General features: G+C 71.7%; 13 protein-coding genes. 4 read left to right on the plus strand and 9 right to left on the minus strand.

Annotated features, from left to right (window positions below; all coding sequences use genetic code 11):
- The first annotated feature begins 235 nt into the window (after positions 1-235).
- Positions 236-484 carry a WhiB family transcriptional regulator gene (locus KKR01S_RS00865; RefSeq protein WP_058731267.1) on the plus strand — a complete coding sequence of 83 codons (249 nt, stop codon included), beginning with the start codon at positions 236-238 and terminating at the stop codon, positions 482-484.
- Between the two features lie 95 nt (positions 485-579).
- Here the strand turns inward: KKR01S_RS00865 and KKR01S_RS00870 are convergent, their stop codons facing one another.
- The 3 genes from KKR01S_RS00870 to KKR01S_RS00880 form a co-directional block, all read right to left on the minus strand.
- Positions 580-2,154, minus strand: coding sequence for a sensor histidine kinase (locus KKR01S_RS00870; protein WP_058731266.1), 1,575 nt, complete (start codon positions 2,152-2,154; stop codon positions 580-582).
- Between the two features lie 69 nt (positions 2,155-2,223).
- Positions 2,224-3,618, minus strand: a complete 1,395-nt coding sequence (locus KKR01S_RS00875) for a CpaE/TadZ family protein (protein ID WP_061225032.1) — start codon at positions 3,616-3,618, stop codon at positions 2,224-2,226.
- On the minus strand, positions 3,615-4,268 hold the full coding sequence (locus KKR01S_RS00880; protein ID WP_058731264.1) for an SAF domain-containing protein: 654 nt from the start codon (positions 4,266-4,268) through the stop codon (positions 3,615-3,617). The genes KKR01S_RS00875 and KKR01S_RS00880 overlap by 4 nt, the downstream gene beginning before the upstream one ends.
- 279 nt (positions 4,269-4,547) lie before the next feature.
- Between KKR01S_RS00880 and KKR01S_RS00885 the strand changes: the two genes are divergently transcribed.
- Positions 4,548-4,769, plus strand: a complete 222-nt coding sequence (locus KKR01S_RS00885) for a helix-turn-helix domain-containing protein (protein WP_058731263.1) — start codon at positions 4,548-4,550, stop codon at positions 4,767-4,769.
- Between the two features lie 43 nt (positions 4,770-4,812).
- On the opposite strand, the gene KKR01S_RS00890 is transcribed toward KKR01S_RS00885, so the two are convergent.
- Positions 4,813-5,382: a hypothetical protein gene (locus tag KKR01S_RS00890; protein ID WP_061225033.1), complete on the minus strand. Its 570-nt coding sequence runs from the start codon at positions 5,380-5,382 to the stop codon at positions 4,813-4,815.
- 249 nt (positions 5,383-5,631) lie between these two features.
- Between KKR01S_RS00890 and KKR01S_RS00895 the strand changes: the two genes are divergently transcribed.
- Positions 5,632-6,570 carry a hypothetical protein gene (locus KKR01S_RS00895; protein WP_131800563.1) on the plus strand — a complete coding sequence of 313 codons (939 nt, stop codon included), beginning with the start codon at positions 5,632-5,634 and terminating at the stop codon, positions 6,568-6,570.
- A gap of 122 nt (positions 6,571-6,692) precedes the next feature.
- The gene (locus KKR01S_RS00900; RefSeq protein ID WP_061225035.1) at positions 6,693-7,247 is read left to right on the plus strand and encodes an Rv3235 family protein; all 555 of its coding nucleotides are present in this window, start codon (positions 6,693-6,695) and stop codon (positions 7,245-7,247) included.
- Between the two features lie 19 nt (positions 7,248-7,266).
- Here KKR01S_RS00900 and secA read toward each other — a convergent pair whose 3' ends face one another.
- From secA to mtrB, 5 genes are all read right to left on the minus strand, one after another.
- The gene (gene secA / locus KKR01S_RS00905; RefSeq protein WP_061225036.1) at positions 7,267-10,065 is read right to left on the minus strand and encodes a preprotein translocase subunit SecA; all 2,799 of its coding nucleotides are present in this window, start codon (positions 10,063-10,065) and stop codon (positions 7,267-7,269) included.
- A 259-nt stretch (positions 10,066-10,324) separates the two neighbouring features.
- On the minus strand, positions 10,325-11,020 hold the full coding sequence (gene hpf, locus KKR01S_RS00910; protein ID WP_058731373.1) for a ribosome hibernation-promoting factor, HPF/YfiA family: 696 nt from the start codon (positions 11,018-11,020) through the stop codon (positions 10,325-10,327).
- Positions 11,021-11,207: 187 nt separating this feature from the next.
- The gene (locus KKR01S_RS11405; protein ID WP_061225037.1) at positions 11,208-12,032 is read right to left on the minus strand and encodes a ComF family protein; all 825 of its coding nucleotides are present in this window, start codon (positions 12,030-12,032) and stop codon (positions 11,208-11,210) included.
- An 88-nt stretch (positions 12,033-12,120) separates the two neighbouring features.
- Positions 12,121-13,827, minus strand: a complete 1,707-nt coding sequence (locus KKR01S_RS00920; RefSeq protein ID WP_061225038.1) for an LpqB family beta-propeller domain-containing protein — start codon at positions 13,825-13,827, stop codon at positions 12,121-12,123.
- Positions 13,824-15,557, minus strand: coding sequence for an MtrAB system histidine kinase MtrB (mtrB, locus tag KKR01S_RS00925; RefSeq protein WP_061225039.1), 1,734 nt, complete (start codon positions 15,555-15,557; stop codon positions 13,824-13,826). Before mtrB ends, KKR01S_RS00920 begins: the two co-directional genes overlap by 4 nt.
- Positions 15,558-15,567 lie beyond the last annotated feature (10 nt).

Here is a 15,567-nt window from a genome sequence, read left to right on the forward strand (position 1 = left end):
TCCGACGAGCCTCGGCGCCGCTTTGCTTGTGCTGTCAAGGAAAAACCGATGTGAGATAAAACATCCGAGCGCATCGCCCGACCCTGGGCACACCCCTTGTTCACGCACTGTTTACGTGCGAACCTGTAACGAGTCACCGCACGAGGCCCCCGACCTGGCTTGGGGGCACTTCTGTCTGCCCTCCCGCCGCGCATCGCCTCCGTCGGGACGGCGTCTTCACACAAGGAGCGTTCATATGGATTGGCGCAGTCGCGCAGCCTGCCTCGACAAGGATCCCGAGCTGTTCTTCCCGGTGGGCAACACCGGACCCGCCCTCCTGCAGATCGAAGAGGCCAAGACCGTCTGCCGCAGCTGCACCGTCATGGACACCTGCCTGCAGTGGGCTCTGGAGACCGGCCAGGACTCCGGGGTGTGGGGTGGGATGAGCGAAGACGAGCGCCGCGCCCTCAAGCGCCGCGCAGCCCGCGCCCGCCGCGCCTCCTGAGATCCGCCCACCTGCATCGGGCAGTCTGAGGGCCGCCGACGGTCACCGCAACCGTCGGCGGCCCTTCGCGTCCGTCCGGGCCCTGCCCGGGCGGCTCAGGTCCCAGCCTCCCCCGGCACCTGCGCCGTGATGGTCACCGTCGTGCCGCCCCCGGGACGCGGCTGCCAGCGGATCGACCCGCGCAGCTCGCTGGCCACCAGGGTGCGCACGATCTGCATCCCCAGCCCCTCCCCGCGCTGCGGCGGGCGGTAGGCCGAGACCCCGGATTCCTCGATGGGCGCCTCGCCCATTCCCACGCCGTCGTCGCTGACGGTCACCACCAGCTCGGCCTCCTCCCCGGGGAGCTCCCGACGTCGGCCGTTCAGGGTGACGGTGCCGGACTCCCCGTCCAGACCGTGCTCCACCGCATTGGCCACGATCTCGTTGATGATCAGCGCCAACGGCGTCGCCAGCTCGCTGGGCAGCTGGCCGAAGCGGCCCTCCTTGCGCGTCGTCACGCTCTGCCCCGGGGAGGCCACCTCCGCGGCCAGGCGGAACTGTCGGGCGATCAGTTCGTCGAAGTCCACATCCTGGCTCAGCCCCTGGGAGAGCACCTCGTGCACCATGGCGATCGTGGCGACCCGCCGCATGGCCTGCTCGAGGCCCTCCCGGGCTTCCGTGGAGGTCATCCGCCGCGCCTGCAGGCGCAGCAGCGCGGAGACCGTCTGCAGATTGTTCTTGACCCGGTGGTGGATCTCGCGGATCGTCGCGTCCTTGGTCATCAGCTCCAGCTCGCGACGCCGGATCTCCGTGACGTCCCGGCACAGCAGCAGCGCTCCGAAGCGCTCCTCCCCGCGGCGGGTCTGCCTTTTCAGCGGGATCGAGCGGAAGGTGATGCTGACCTTGGCCGTGGCCAGCTCGCTGCGCCACGGCATCCGCCCGGTCAGCACCAGAGGCATGACCTCATCGGCTTTGTCGGTCTCCGGCAGCAGCCCCCGGGTCATCTCCGCCAGCGCGGCCCCGATCAGCGGGCCGGAGTATCCCAAGCGGCGGTACACGGACACGGCGTTGGGGCTGGCGAAGGTCACCCGCCCCTCGGCGTCCAGGCGGATGACGCCGTCGGAGACCCGCGGGTTGCCGTGCGTGGCGCCCACGGGCGCTGCGAATTCTGGCCAGGCTCCGCGCGAGACCATGCTCAGCAGCTCCCGCGCGGTCTCCCGGAACACCGAATCCAGCCGTCCGTACATGCGGGAGGCGAAATCTCCGCTGTGCAGGGTCAGCACGGCGATCGTGCGCCCGTGGCGCACCAGCGGATACACCACGACCTTCTGCAGGAACTCCCCGCCCCATTGGATCTCCTCCAGGGACTGCACGGTCTGGTCGAACCAGCACCGCAGCGCCGCCTCGCCGATCTGCGGGTCCATGGGTCGGCCCACCATGTCCCGGTCGAAGACGGTCTGGGCGCTGGAGGGCCGCACGTGGGCCAAGCCCTGGAATCCGCTCAACGGAGCCGGCCCGCCCTGGGCATGACCCGACAGGTCCACCGAGACGAAGTCCTCCGGGAACCACAGCACCAGGTCCCCGCGTGCCAGATCGGCCACCAGCTGCCAGTCCCCGACCAGCAGATGCAGCCACTCGGAGTCCCCGGGGCCGAATTCGCCGGTCTTCAGAAGCGGTTCTGCAAGCGTCATGGGAGCCTCGCTGACGGTGGTCTCGTGGCGATGGGGTGGGCCCTCCCATCGTAGGCACGGCCGGTGCGCTCAGCGCCGATGCCGCCGCGGCCTGCGTTGCCCGGCGCCGCGACGACCCCCGGAAGCCCTCGACTGCTCGGCGGCCTCGGATGGGGTCTGGCCACCGGTACCCTCCGGCAGCGGGCGGACCAGGGCCGCCAGATCGCGCAGGTCCGCCGTCAGCGGCGAGCGCGGGGCCTCCTCCGTGAGGGTCCTGCCGCGCATCAGGGCCCGGTCACAGGCCGGAGGGTCCCACCGCAGGAACGCAGCGATCGGCTCCCCCGGTCCGAAGCGCGCCCAGGCCCGGCCGATCTCCTCCGCGGCGCGCTCCTCCGCGGCACCGGCGGCCTCGGCGCGCAGCTTGTTGACCACGACGGTCGGGGACGGCATGCTCGGCTCGAGCTCACGCAGCCGCTGCAGGTCCTCGACGCCGCGCACCAGCCGGGGCAGGCCGATCGGATCCGCCTGCCCGACGGCCAGGATGCGATCCGCATCGGCCAAAGCAGTCAGCGTCGCGGTGCTGCGCTGCGGCGCCCCGGGGTCCAGGACCCAGGACTCCTCCTGCTCCAGGCTGTAGCCGACGTCGACGATCACCGCGTCGTACTCCTGCCGGGCCAGGCGCAGCACCTTCAGCAGGGGTGCCCGGCGCACCTCGATCCAGCGTTCGGGCCGGGTGATCCCGGTGAGCACCTCCAGCCGACGTCGGCCGATCCGCACGACGTCGACGCATTCGGTCAGGCTCCCCGCGTCCAGCACGTCGCGTTCGGCGGCCCGGCAGGCCCGGGAGAGTCCGGAGCTCTCCTCGAGCAGGCCGAGGAAGGCCGCGATGCCGGCGCCGAAGGTGTCCGCGTCCACGAGCAGGGTGCGGTGCCCGGCCGCGGCCAGCTCGGCCGCGATCCCGACGGCCGCCGTCGTCGTGCCCGGGGCCCCGAGCGGCCCCCACACCACGGTGCTCTCGCCCCGGGCAGGGCTCTCCCGCTCCGCCGCGGGCATCTCGGTCGAGGAGCTCGCCGCGGCCGGCTCGGACGGGAGCAGATCCTCGGAGCCGAGGTCCTCGGGCACCGCGGGCTCGGCCGTGGCCGAGGCGATCTCCGGCACCGGGGTCTCCAGGGCTTGGCGGATCACTTCGGCGGAGGCGGAGGCGGGGATCGTGACCAGCCCCCAGTCCCCTTCCCCGGCGTCGGCTCCCATGAGCACGACGGCGGCCCCGGCAGAGCGCAGGGTCTGGACCAGGGAGAGGGTCAGATCCGGGGTGGGGCCCACGATCAGCACGGCATCGGCCAGGCCGCCGGAGACCGTGGCCAGGACCTCCGAGAGCTCGAAGCAGCTGCGCACCACGGTCAGCCCGGAGCGGCTGTCCTCGATGCGCGCGAGCACCTCGCCCTCGTCGTCACCGAGCAGGACCACCGACCATCGGGCGCTCACGGCAGGCTCCGGTACGTGGGCACGAGGGTCACCCGGGCATCCGAGGCGGAGGCCCGGATCAGCGAGGGCAGGTCCTCCTCCTCGACCAGGACCTGCACGGTGACCTGGTCGGATCCGCCGATCGCGGTGTCATCTCGGGTGATGCGCGCGATCTCCGATCCGGTGACCGCCCGGGCGGGATCGGGGGTGTCCTGGCCGGCCTGCGCCTGATCGGTCACCCACACATCCACGCTCTGCCCGACCTCCAGACCGCCGGTCTGGTCCCGGGGCAGCGTCAGGGACATGGGTTTGCGGTGCAGGGCGTCGGCGGCACCGATGCTGCTGCGCGGGATGAGCTGGCCGGTGAAGATCGGCTGCGTGGCCACCGCCCCCTCGGCCAGCTGGGCATCCCGGGGCAGATAGCCCTCGCCGGCGTCGGCGAGGCTGACGTCCACGGTGCGCAGATCCTCCGGTTTGACGGTCTCACCGACCCGGATGTCGTGCGCGGCGGCCAGATAGGCTTCGGTCCGATCCCCGGCCCGCACGATGCCGACGACCGCGATGACGGAGACGAGCACCAGCAGGATGCCCACGAGGAGGCGGGGATCCCGCCAGGTGGGTCGCTGCAGGCGCGGGGAGAGGGCGGCGGTGGGAGTCGGGTGATCGGGCACGGGATGGTCCTTCGCTCGGTCGGTGCCGGACAGGGGCGCCCGGACTCACCCGGGCGGCGCGGGGTGTGTCCCCTTGCCCGGCATCCTAGCGGGTATGTGAGACCGGACACCGTTTTCGTCCACAGGCTGGGTCGGTCCGCTCCTGGCGCCTCCGGTCCTTCCGGTCCGGCCCAGTCCAGCGCCCGGGCTGTGGATGGACGGCGACTAGACTGGGGAGCCGTGCGATGATGGGGCCCAACCCGGGCCCGACCGGAGACCGGTGAGAAAGGACTGCCAGCCGTGAGCGCTCCTCGCTTCCTGACGCTGACCGACGTCGCGGAGACCCTGAACATCTCGATGTCCCAGGCCCGCGCGATGGTGCGCTCCGGAGAGCTGCCCGCGATCCAGGTGGGCGGGCGCGGTCAGTGGCGGGTGGAGAAGTCCGTGCTGGAGGATTACATCGAGCAGGCCTACCGTCGCACCGCGGCGAGCATCCGCGAACACCAGGACACGCAGGGCTGACGCGGCAGACGACGCCGCCGGCTCGGCATCTCCTCTGCCGGGCTCAGCGCCCATCGGCCTCGGTGCCGCGAGCGGGCACCGCGAGCGCAGCGATCGCGCGGAAGGGATAGACCCGCCGACCCCGACCTGACCGGGTCGCGCCAGCGTGCTCGGCGCTGAGCCTGAGGATCAGGTGGTCGGCGCCGACCCGCTCGATCACCCCCTCGCACTCGACCTCCTCGGCCCCGCGCAGGCTCAGCAGCCGCACCGGCTCCCGGTGCGCGGCCAGCGCCCGCAGCGCCGTCGTGAAGCGCAGCGCACCACCTGAGGCGCCGCGTCGGGGCGGTGAGGCGGGCTCCCACCAGGTGATCGCGCGGATCGGGATCAGGTGCTCCTCTCCGCGCTGCAGGACCAGCACCCAGTCCGCCCCGACGCTCTCCAGCACCCCCGCGACCGTGCGGCCGGTGGCGGTCATGAGTCGCAGCGCCGCACCCTGATGGGCGCCCAGCAGCTCGGTCATGGTGGTGCGCGCGACGATGAGCCGGGATTCCTCCGCCGCATCCTCCTCGATGCCGCGCTGGCGCTGCGCGGCCCATCGGCTCTCGAAATCCTCGAACAGGCGCTGCCATCTCATGGACCGATCCTAGGGCCCTCCGCCCCGTCCGCGCCCGCCTCGAGACCCGACGACGGAATCGGGACAGCCGACCCCTTGACAGCCTCTCGACCCTGGGAGAGACTTCCAAACATCACCAAACGTCATCAAATGGAAGCATCGGTGATCATCATGGAACGTCTTCAGGGTTCCGGACCCCGTGGGTTCTGGCGCGTCGGGACGCTGCTGTGCCTGTTCGGGGCCATAGCAGCCGCGTCCTCAGCCGCACTGGTGAGCCTGCTGGGAAGCCTCTCCTGGGCCGAGCTGGCCTCCCCCGCCGCGGATCCGGAGCGTGTTCTGGTGCGATTCCTGCTCCTGGCGGCGCTGAGCCTGGTGCTGTGGTGGTCCTGCGGCGCTGTACTCCTGGCGGTGCGCGGCCTGCGCGCCCGGGACCCGGGCAGCCCGGATCTGCGTCCGGCCCACCACCGCCTCCCGCGCCCCGTCGCCTTTCCGGGGCCGGTGTACCGGGTGGTGCTGCTGGCCCTGGGGATCAACGCCGCGCTGCTGCCGGCGGCCCACGCCCAGCAGGGCGAGGCGAGTCCCTCGATGCTCCCGCAGCCTTCCGGGGCCGCGGAGCCCTCCGGGCCCACGGACCCGGTCGAGACCCCGGAGGCCGGGACCTCCGCTCCGAGCACCTCCGCCGATGCCGCCGCGCAGACCGCCGCGGATGCGCCCGCCTCGACCCCGTCCGAGGGCCCGGAGACGCAGCTGAGCCCGCTGTTCCCGGCCACCGCCGCGATCCTGCCGGCGGCTCAGGCCGAACGGCTCGCGGCCCCGAGCACGGCCTCCCCCGTCGCCGTACGCGAGGCCGCCGAGCTCACGCCCCTATTCGGCGCCGCCCGCGCCGATACACAGTCCAGCAGCACCGACGTCGAATCCCCTGCGGACCAGGCGCCCCCGAGCTCACCGGACCGGACGGCGGCCGAAGCCGCCGACGAGGCTCTTCCAGCCTCCGACTCCTCGGTCTCCGGTGACGCGTCCACGTGGGTGGTGCTGCGCGGACACACGCTCTGGCAGATCGCCGCGACCTGCACCGGAGACCAGGACGATGCCCGCACGGCCCGCGCCGTGCAGCGGATCTACGCCGCCAACGAGCACATCCTCCGGGACGGACCCGACTTCCTGCTGCCCGGCCTGGTCCTCACGATTCCACCGGAGGTCGCCGGCTGAACCGCCGAACGCCCCCGCCTCCCCGCTCCCGACCGAATGCTCAGCGGAGCCGACCGCCGCCGTGACGGATCCGGTCGGGCTCCCCACCCCGACGACGACCACCCATCGAAAGGACTCCCGCCATGTCCGCCACCCAGCTGCCCGCCCCGACCATCAGCCCGCGCACCACCGCCCCGATGCCGAGGGTGCCGCACACCGGCACGGTCCTGTCCATCCGCTCCGTGCCCGGGACTCCCGGGGCACATCCTGCCGGGCCGCCCCCGTACTACCAGTGGCGGCGTCGGACCGTGGATCCCGAGGAGGAGCTGCGTCGCGTGCACGCGATCGCCGGCGCGGTCGGGGCCGCCATCGCGGAGGTCGTCGCCGGGCGGCGCCAGCTGCACCAGCTCTCCCGCTGGGTGCATCCCATGATCATGCATCGGATCAGGGAACGGCGCGACCTGGAGGCTGGGACCCCGGTGGCCCCCAGCCCCACGATCGTGGCGCTGGAGCAGGTCCCGCGCGGGTCCCGCTTCGCCTCCCCCGCCCGTCCCCAGCGGGTCCGGGCGGTGTGCGCGGCCCCCGACGAGTACGAGGCCGCCGTGGTCGTGCGGGTGGAGGATCGCTGCCGGGCCCTGGCCCTGCGCATCCACCGAGTCCGCGGTCAGTGGCAGATCGTGGCCGCGGAGATCGGCTGAGGCGCGGGGCCTCCGGCACTCACCGGCGTCGTGTGGAGCGTGCCGAACCGCGGCGGGCCCGGCGGGCCGCGCGGTTGCCGGTCGGCTGGCCCTCGCTGGCCTCCCCGTCGGCGGATCCGGCAGACCCGGAGGCATCCGCCCCGGCACCGGCGCCCTCCGACGCGGCGCGGTCGGCACCCGCAGCCTTGCCCGCCTGCTCCTCGGCAGAGCTCTCGCCGGTCGCCTCGACGCGGCTGAGCTGCTCCCCGGACTCCCCCGGGGCGGTGAAGCGCAGGAACTTCGGCTGCTGCGGCACCTCCAAGGCCTGTGAGGACATGCGCGTGCGCTGCTTGGACAGGTCCAGCTTGAACAGGTAGGCGACGGTCTCCTCGCGGATCGCGCCCATCATCTCCTGGAACATCGCGTAGCCCTCGCGCTGGTACTCCACCAGGGGGTCGCGCTGGGCCATCGCCCGCAGCCCGATGCCCTCCTTGAGGTAGTCCATCTCGTACAGGTGCTCGGGCCAGTGCCGCCCGATCACCGAGAGCACGACGCGCCGCTCGATGGTGCGCATCGCCTCCGAGCCGACCTGCTCCTCGCGCTGCTCGTAGATCACGCGGGCATCGGAGAGCACCTCGTCGATGATCATCTGCTGGGTGATCTTCCCGCGCCCACCGGCGGCCTCCTCGAGGTCCGCGACGGTGATGCTGATCGGGTAGATCCCGGCCAGCAGCTCCCACAGCTGCTCCAGATCCCAGTCCTCGGCGTGGCCATGGGAGGTCTTGTCCTCGATCGCGGAGGTCAGCACCTCGGTGACGAACTTCTGGATGTTCTCCGCGATGTCGTCGTCCTCGAGGATCCGGGCCCGATCGGCGTACATGGCCTCGCGCTGGCGGTTCAGGACGTCGTCGTACTTGAGGATGTTCTTGCGCTGTTCGGCGTTGCGCGCCTCCACCTGGTTCTGCGCCGATGCGATCACCCGGGAGACGATCCGGTGCTCCAGGGCGGTGTCGTCCGGGGCACCCGCCATCAGTCGGGCCGCCGCCGCGCCGTTGAACAGGCGCATCAGGTCATCCGAGAGGGACAGGTAGAACCGGGATTCCCCCGGGTCCCCCTGGCGCCCGGAGCGTCCGCGCAGCTGGTTGTCGATGCGCCGGGACTCGTGCCGCTCCGTGCCCAGCACGTACAGCCCCCCGAGCTCCTTGACCTCCTCGTGCTCCTTCTTCGTGGCCTCCTCGCAGGCGGCCAGGACCTCGGGCCACTTCGCCTCGTACTCCTCGGGCTTCTCGGCCGGATCCAGACCGAGCTCGGCCATCTTCTCCACGGCGTCGAACTCGGCGTTGCCGCCGAGCATGATGTCGGTGCCGCGCCCGGCCATGTTGGTCGCCACGGTCACCGCGCCCTTGCGCCCGGCCTGGGCGACGATGGCGGCCTCCCGGGCGTGGTTCTTGGCGTTGAGCACCTCGTGGCGCACGCCCTGCTTGGCCAGCAGCTTGGAGAGGTACTCGGACTTCTCCACGGAGGTGGTGCCCACCAGCACGGGCTGGCCCTTCTCGTGGCGCTTCGCGATGTCCTTGACCACTGCGGCGAACTTGGCGACCTCGTTCTTGTAGACCAGGTCCGGCTGGTCGATCCGCTGCAGCGGCTTGTTCGGGTCGATCACGGCGATGCCGAGGTCGTAGGTGTTCACGAACTCGGCCGCCTCGGTCTCGGCGGTGCCGGTCATCCCGGAGAGCTTGTCGTAGAGGCGGAAGTAGTTCTGCAGGGTCACGGTGGCCATGGTCTGGTTCTCCGCCTTGACCTCCACCTTCTCCTTGGCCTCGATGGACTGATGCACGCCCTCGTTGTAGCGACGTCCGGGCAGGATGCGCCCGGTGTGCTCGTCGACGATGAGCACCTCGCCCTTGAGCACCACGTAGTCCTTGTTGTTCGCGAACAGCTCCTTGGCCTTGATCGCGTTGTTGAGGAACCCGATCAGGGGGGTGTTCTCCGACTCGTAGAGGTTGTCGATGCCGAGGTGGTCCTCGACCTTCTCGATGCCGGGCTCCAGCACGCCCACGGTCTTCTTCTTCTCATCGACCTCGTAGTCGCGGTCGCGCACCAGGTCGCGGGCGACCCGGGCGAACTCCCCGTACCAGCGGTTGGCCTCCCCCGCGGCAGGACCGGAGATGATCAGCGGGGTCCGGGCCTCATCGATGAGGATCGAGTCGACCTCGTCGACGATGGCGAAGTGGTGTCCGCGCTGCACCCGCTCGTCCACGGACCAGGCCATGTTGTCGCGCAGGTAGTCGAAGCCGAACTCGTTGTTGGTGCCGTAGGTGATGTCCGCGGCGTACTGCTTGCGTCGCTGCTCGGGGGTCTGCTGGGAGAGGATGACCCCCGGCTCCATGCCCAGGAAGCGGTACACCCGCCCCATCAGGTTGGCCTGGTATTCGGCGAGGTAGTCGTTGACGGTGACCACGTGCACGCCCTTGCCGGTCAGGGCGTTGAGATAGGCCGGCAACGTGGCCACCAGGGTCTTGCCCTCGCCGGTCTTCATCTCGGCGATGTTGCCCAGGTGCAGGGCGGCCCCGCCCATCAGCTGCACGTCGTAGTGGCGCTGGCCGAGGGTGCGGGCGGAGGCCTCGCGCACCGCGGCGAAGGCCTCGGGCAGCAGTCGATCCAGCTGCTCGCCGTCCTCCAGACGGGCCTTGAACGCGTCGCTCTCGGCACGCAGCTCGGCGTCCGTGTAGGCCTTGAAATCCTCTTCGAGGGAGTTGATCGCCTCGGCGTAGACCCGCAGCTTCTTGAGCAGCCGCTTGTCTCCGGTGCGAAGGATCTTTTCCAGGAAGGATGCCACGAGCGATGAACTCCTAGTCACGACGGCGGATGAGGGCGCCGGGAGGCACCCGTGCGGCGGGCGCTCGCCCGCGGTCCCGGGTCCGTGCGCGGCGTCGGCCGCCGCGGGGCGGGTGTGCCGGGCGGACCCATCAGCGCAGTCTACGCGATGCGCCGCACCGCGTCCGGTTCTCGCGCATGGGAATCCGCTGGGAGCGCGCGAACGGGGCCCGGGGAGGCGCCAGCCGCACCCCGGGCCCCGCGAACACGGTGACGGGTCCTCAGGAGGCCTGGTAGACCCGAGTCTCGGTGGTGCCCTCCTCGGGCGCGTCCTCCCCGAGGGTGATGACCCCGTAGGTCCAGCCCTTGCGACGGTAGACGGCGGCCGGACGGCCCAGCTCCTCGTCGATGAACAGGTAGAAGTCGTGGCCGACCAGCTCCATCCGGTCCACGGCCTGGTCCACGCTCAGCTGCTCCGCCGGGAAGGTCTTGCGCCGGATCTGCACCGGGGAGATCTCCGCGGTCAGCGGGTAGTCCTGGTCGAAGGCCGCCTCCTCCACGGGGACCTCCTCGGCGGAAGCCTCCTCCGCGGGCAGCTCGATGCGGGCCTGCTGCTGCCCCGCCTCGATCACGGGCAGGGCGCCGGTGGCCTCGGAGACCGACTGGGGGCGGGCATGCCCGCGGCGGATCTTGCGCCGGTCACGGGCGCGGCGCAGGCGCTCCAGCAGCTTGCCGTAGGCATCGTCGAACACGGCGAACTTGTCCGCGCCGGTGGCCTCGGCCCGCAGCACCGGGCCGGGCCCGTGCACGGTGATCTCGACGGTGATGGACTGGGGCCCGCTGCCGACCTTCGCGACCTTCACGTCGATGGATTCCACCCGGTCGTTGAGCTTCTCGAACTTCTCGACCTTCTCCTCGACGTATTCGCGCATGCGCTCGGGGACCTTGACGTTGCGGCCGTAGACGGTGAGTTCCACGATGACCTCCCTGAGGGAAGAGGCGGGGTGCGGTCGGCCTGCCAGGGGCCGTCACGCCGGACCCGACAAGGGCCGCCGCACGAGGAGCGGATCTGACCGACTCCCTGTCCCCACCCTACCCGGGCGACGTCGGGCAGGTCACACCATGACGCCGCGAGATCCACCGCCCCGAGCCGCAGGAGGCGCCTCAATCGGGCAGACGGACCGCCGCGACCACGGCCGCCCCGAGCACCACGCCCCCGGCCTCGAGGATCGCCCGGCGGGCTTCCTCCAGGCTGGCCCCGGTGGTCAGCACGTCGTCGACCAGCACGCAGCGGGCACCGTCCAGCCGCACCGAGAAGCCGCACCAGGACCACGGCGGGCTGACGGCGGCGACCATGGAGTGATGGACCCGGGCCCGACGCTGCCCGGCCCCCAGACCCTTCTGCCCGCCGCGGGCGGCACCCCATGCGAGCTTCCCCGGGGGCCGCCCCCGACGGCGCAGGCACGGGACCAGTCGCAGGCGCACCCCGTCGGGACCGCCGCCGCGCCGCAGCTCGGCCAGCGCACCCCGCGCGAGGGCCTGTGCCGGGACGAAGCCGCGGCGGCGGAACGCCGCGGCGGAGGAGGGCACGGGCACGATCAGGACCTCGCGCGTTCCCGGCGCATCCGCCAGGGCCTCGGCCAGGGTCGCGGCCAGCGCGCGGGCCAGGGCCCGGGCGAGCACCGGCTGGGCGTCCGTGCGCCCGCCGTTCTTCCACGCCAGCAGCAGCCGTGCGGCCTCGTGGCGGTAGGCCCCGGCGGCCGCACAGGGCAGCGCATCCGGCCACCGCGGGGCCCAGGCCGCGGCATCGCACGGACGGGCCGTGAACCGGTGGAACAGCGCCGAGCACACCGGACACAGTCCCCGGATCCCCACGCCGCAGCAGGCGCAGGAGCGGGGCAGCAGCGCCTCCAGCGTCTGCCCGACCCAGTCCCCCGCCCGCAGGGCCCAGGCATCCAGGCGGCGCGAGACCGCAGCGTCATCGTCCATGCACCGAGACTGTGCCGCATCGACGCACCCCGGACAAGCCCTGCCGGCTCGCCTGTGGATGACCCCGCGGATCCCACCGGGGGCGGGCTCAGCCGGGGTAGGCCAGGTCTCGCACCGCCGTCTCGACGCGGGACCACGAGGCGCCGGAGAGACGATAGACGTCGGAGGAGGTCTGGGCGTAGACGCTCTGCACCCCGTCCCCGCCGCTGATCGCCTCGATCCCGGACAGCCCGTCCAGCTGATCCGAGCGGCCGGTCAGGTGCATGACCTCCACCCCGTCTCCGGCCGTGTCGGCGATGACCGCGGCCGAATCCGAGATCCACCGGGCTTGGGCGGGGTGCACCGTCGTGGAGACCCGCAGCGGATCGAGCAGGCGGGTGGGCGCCCCATTCTCCTCTCGCACGACGCCGGCCACCCACAGCCGGGCGGCAGAACCCTCCCCTGTGACCACCAGGGCCCGGGTGCCGTCCCGGGAGATCCGCAGGGAGGAGACGCTCTGACCCCGCAGCCAGTCGGCGGTGACGGTGCGCGGCTGCTGCCCATCCCGATCCCCCAGCACCGCGTGCACGGTGCCGTCGGCGGAGGCGGTCCAGACCCACCGTCGGAAGTCGATGCTGGGGCGGGTCAGCCGCCCCGGCAGGTCCAGGTCCAGGGCAGTGCCGTTCTTGGCGCGCACCCCGAGGTGGCCGCGGTCCTCATCCAGGTAGGCGTAGACCGAGCGGCTCGGATCCGTCCCCGGCTGGCGCGGTGCGCTCAGCGGCGCCTGCAGGTCGGAGATGGCGCGGACCTGGTCCGGCGCGTAGGAGACCAGCTCGTCCTCGCGCACCCCCACCTGCTGCTCGCCGACCTGGGGATCCTTCTGGGGCTCGCGGTAGTCGGAGACCTGGCCGACGTCGATCTTCTTGTCGTCGATGCTGATCGCCGCGTCCGAGATCGCCGTGATCCCGGAGAGGGTCTGGCGCAGCTGGGAGTGCATCCGCTCCAGGGTCAGCTGCCCGGCCTTCGAGATCTCACCTCCGGTCAGTCCCACCTGGGCCACACCCCCATCGACCGGCACCGAGGCTCGCTGCAGGGAGGTCCCCGCCGGGATCGGGGAGACCACGGCCCCGGTCAGGTAGGGGGCGGGACCCTGCAGCAGAACCCGCACCAGGGAGGTCGCCACGGTGGGCCGGCTGACGAACCAGCGGATGTCGGGCACCGCGTAGGTGTAGGTGGGGTCGTAGAAGTAGAGGGAGAAGGAGCGGAACAGCCGCTCGAACTGCGTGCGCGTCAGGGCCGTGCCGTTCGGGATGCTGCTGATCCGCCACTGCCCGTCCACCCGGGTGAAGCCCACGTGCAGGGTGCGGGTGTCCGGCTCGTCATAGGAGGTCGCGATGCCGCGGTCATCCACATGGGTGGCCACCGGGATCTCGGCTCGGAGCCGGTCCTGACCGCCGTCGCCCTCCACGGTGATCCCGTCCCGATACACCCAGGTCTCGTCCTCCGGGGACCAGCTGGCCGCCAGGTCCCGGGTCAGGAAGGAGCGTGCTACGGCGTAGTCGTCCTCCACGCCGGTGCCTGCTTCGAAGAAGCCGCGCAGGATCTGCTCCGGATCGTCTCCCTCTCGGGGCCCGGCGGGACTGTAGGCCGGGGTCGGGGTGGCGCTGGAGGTCTCGCCTTCCGCGTAGTGGTAGACCTGCCCGTCCGTGGGGATGCGGCCGCAGGCGGTCAGTCCCAGGATCAGGGCCAGCAGGGCCAGCAGGATCCTCCGGACACGCGGACGGCGTCCTGTCGGGATCGGGCGGGCGGTGATCATGCTCGGTCCTCCGTTCCGGGGTCGACGGGGCTGGAGTCGACGGGGCTGGGATCGTGAGCGGCCCCGCTCGCGGCGTCGGCCTGCGCATCTGCTGGGTCCGCCGTAGCCGACGGCGCAGGGTCCGGGATCCCATCCGGGGGCAGGCCCAGCGGGGAGTCGCCGGCCGTCTCGCCCTGGTGCAGCGGCAGGGTGAGGCGGAAGCAGGCGCCCTGACCCGGCTCTCCCCAGGCTTCCAGCCGGCCGCCGTGCAGGCGCACGTCCTCGGCCGCGATGGACAGCCCGAGTCCGGTGCCGCCCAGCGTGCGCTTGCGCGAGGGGTCGGCCCGCCAGAAGCGGTCGAAGACCCGCTGGGACTGCTCCGCGGTCATTCCGATGCCGTGGTCGCGCACCGCCACGGCGGCGTCGTGGGTCCCGGCGGCCAGCCAGATGTCCAGGGGCCGGCCCTCGGAGTGCTCGATCGCGTTGACCAGGAGGTTGCGCAGCACCCGCTCGATCCGCCGGGGATCCATCTGCACCGCGCAGCGCAGCTGCTCCCCGTGCAGGCGCACCGTCAGACCGGCGCGGTCCAGGTGCGGGCGCACGGATTCGATGGTGTCCTCCACGAGATCGGCCAGGTCCACCGTGGACACGTCCAGGGTCGCGGAGCCTGCGTCGAAGCGGGAGATCTCCAGCAGATCAGCCAGGAGGGATTCGAAGCGGTCCACCTGGTGGTACATCAGCTCGGTGGAGCGCTGGAAGGACGGCTCCATCCGCTCGCGCCCGTCGTAGAGTAGCTCCGCGGCCATCTTCACGGTCGTCAGCGGGGTGCGCAGCTCGTGGGAGACGTCGGAGACGAAGCGCTGCTGCATCTTGGACAGGGTCTCCAGCTGCTCGATCTGGTGCTGGATGGAGTCGGCCATCTCGTTGAACGACGCGCCGAGCACGGCCGCCTCGTTCTCCCCGCGGATGACGACGCGATCGTCCAGGTCCCCGTCGGCCAGACGCTCGGCGGCCGCCGCGGTCTGGGAGATGGGGCGGATCACGGAGCGGGTCACCCACCAGACGATCGTGGCGACGAAGACCAGCAGGATCGCGAAGCCCACGGTGATGACGAACTGGATGTAGTCCAGGGTCTGCTGGGAGGAGGAGAGGTCGTAGACCAGGTACAGCGCATACCGATCCCCCTGGTTCAGGTGCACCGTGGACCCGACGATCAGCACCGGCACCGGGGTGCCGTGCTCATCCACCGGCAGCGAGGCGGACTTCCAGAACACCCCGTCGCCTCCGGTGACCTCCTCCTGCAGGTCCTGCGGCACGCTGGAGGGGCTCATCCACCGGTTCTGCGCCTGGGCGCCCACACCGGCCTGATCCGAGCCTGCGCCGACGGGGATGAGGATCCATTGGCGCTTGGCGTCGGCCCCGTGGGTCTCGAGGATGGTCAGGGAGCTCTGGATGAGCTTCTGGATCTCCGCCTGGCTGGAAGCGTCCGAGCTGTTGAGGATGCCCTGCACATCGGAGAAGCCCTTGGAGGACTCCTCCAGCGCCTGGCTCTGCGACTCCCGGAACAGGCTGCTGGCGATCTGCGTGGACAGGAAGGAGCCGGCGAACAGGAAGGCGAGCAGGGACAGGGAGGTGGCCACCACGACCGCGGAGAACTGCAGGGAGGTGCGCCAGCGCTGGCGCAGGGCGCGCCAGAGTGCGGGCACGACGCCGAGGACGCGGCGCAGCGGGCGGCTGAGGTGACGGGCCATGGGGCGGGCG

This window comes from Rothia kristinae NBRC 15354, from assembly GCF_001570865.1.
In the GTDB taxonomy this organism is placed as follows: Bacteria; Actinomycetota; Actinomycetes; order Actinomycetales; family Micrococcaceae; genus Rothia; species Rothia kristinae.

Coding starts and splice junctions, on each gene's coding strand:
- KKR01S_RS00865 (WP_058731267.1), top strand. CDS start 236: ATGGATTGGCGCAGTCGCGCAGCCTGCCTCGACAAGGATCCCGAGCTG.
- KKR01S_RS00870 (WP_058731266.1), bottom strand. CDS start 2,154: ATGACGCTTGCAGAACCGCTTCTGAAGACCGGCGAATTCGGCCCCGGG.
- KKR01S_RS00890 (WP_061225033.1), bottom strand. CDS start 5,382: ATGAGATGGCAGCGCCTGTTCGAGGATTTCGAGAGCCGATGGGCCGCG.
- KKR01S_RS00900 (WP_061225035.1), top strand. CDS start 6,693: ATGTCCGCCACCCAGCTGCCCGCCCCGACCATCAGCCCGCGCACCACC.
- KKR01S_RS11405 (WP_061225037.1), bottom strand. CDS start 12,032: ATGGACGATGACGCTGCGGTCTCGCGCCGCCTGGATGCCTGGGCCCTG.
- KKR01S_RS00920 (WP_061225038.1), bottom strand. CDS start 13,827: ATGATCACCGCCCGCCCGATCCCGACAGGACGCCGTCCGCGTGTCCGG.
- mtrB (WP_061225039.1), bottom strand. CDS start 15,557: ATGGCCCGTCACCTCAGCCGCCCGCTGCGCCGCGTCCTCGGCGTCGTG.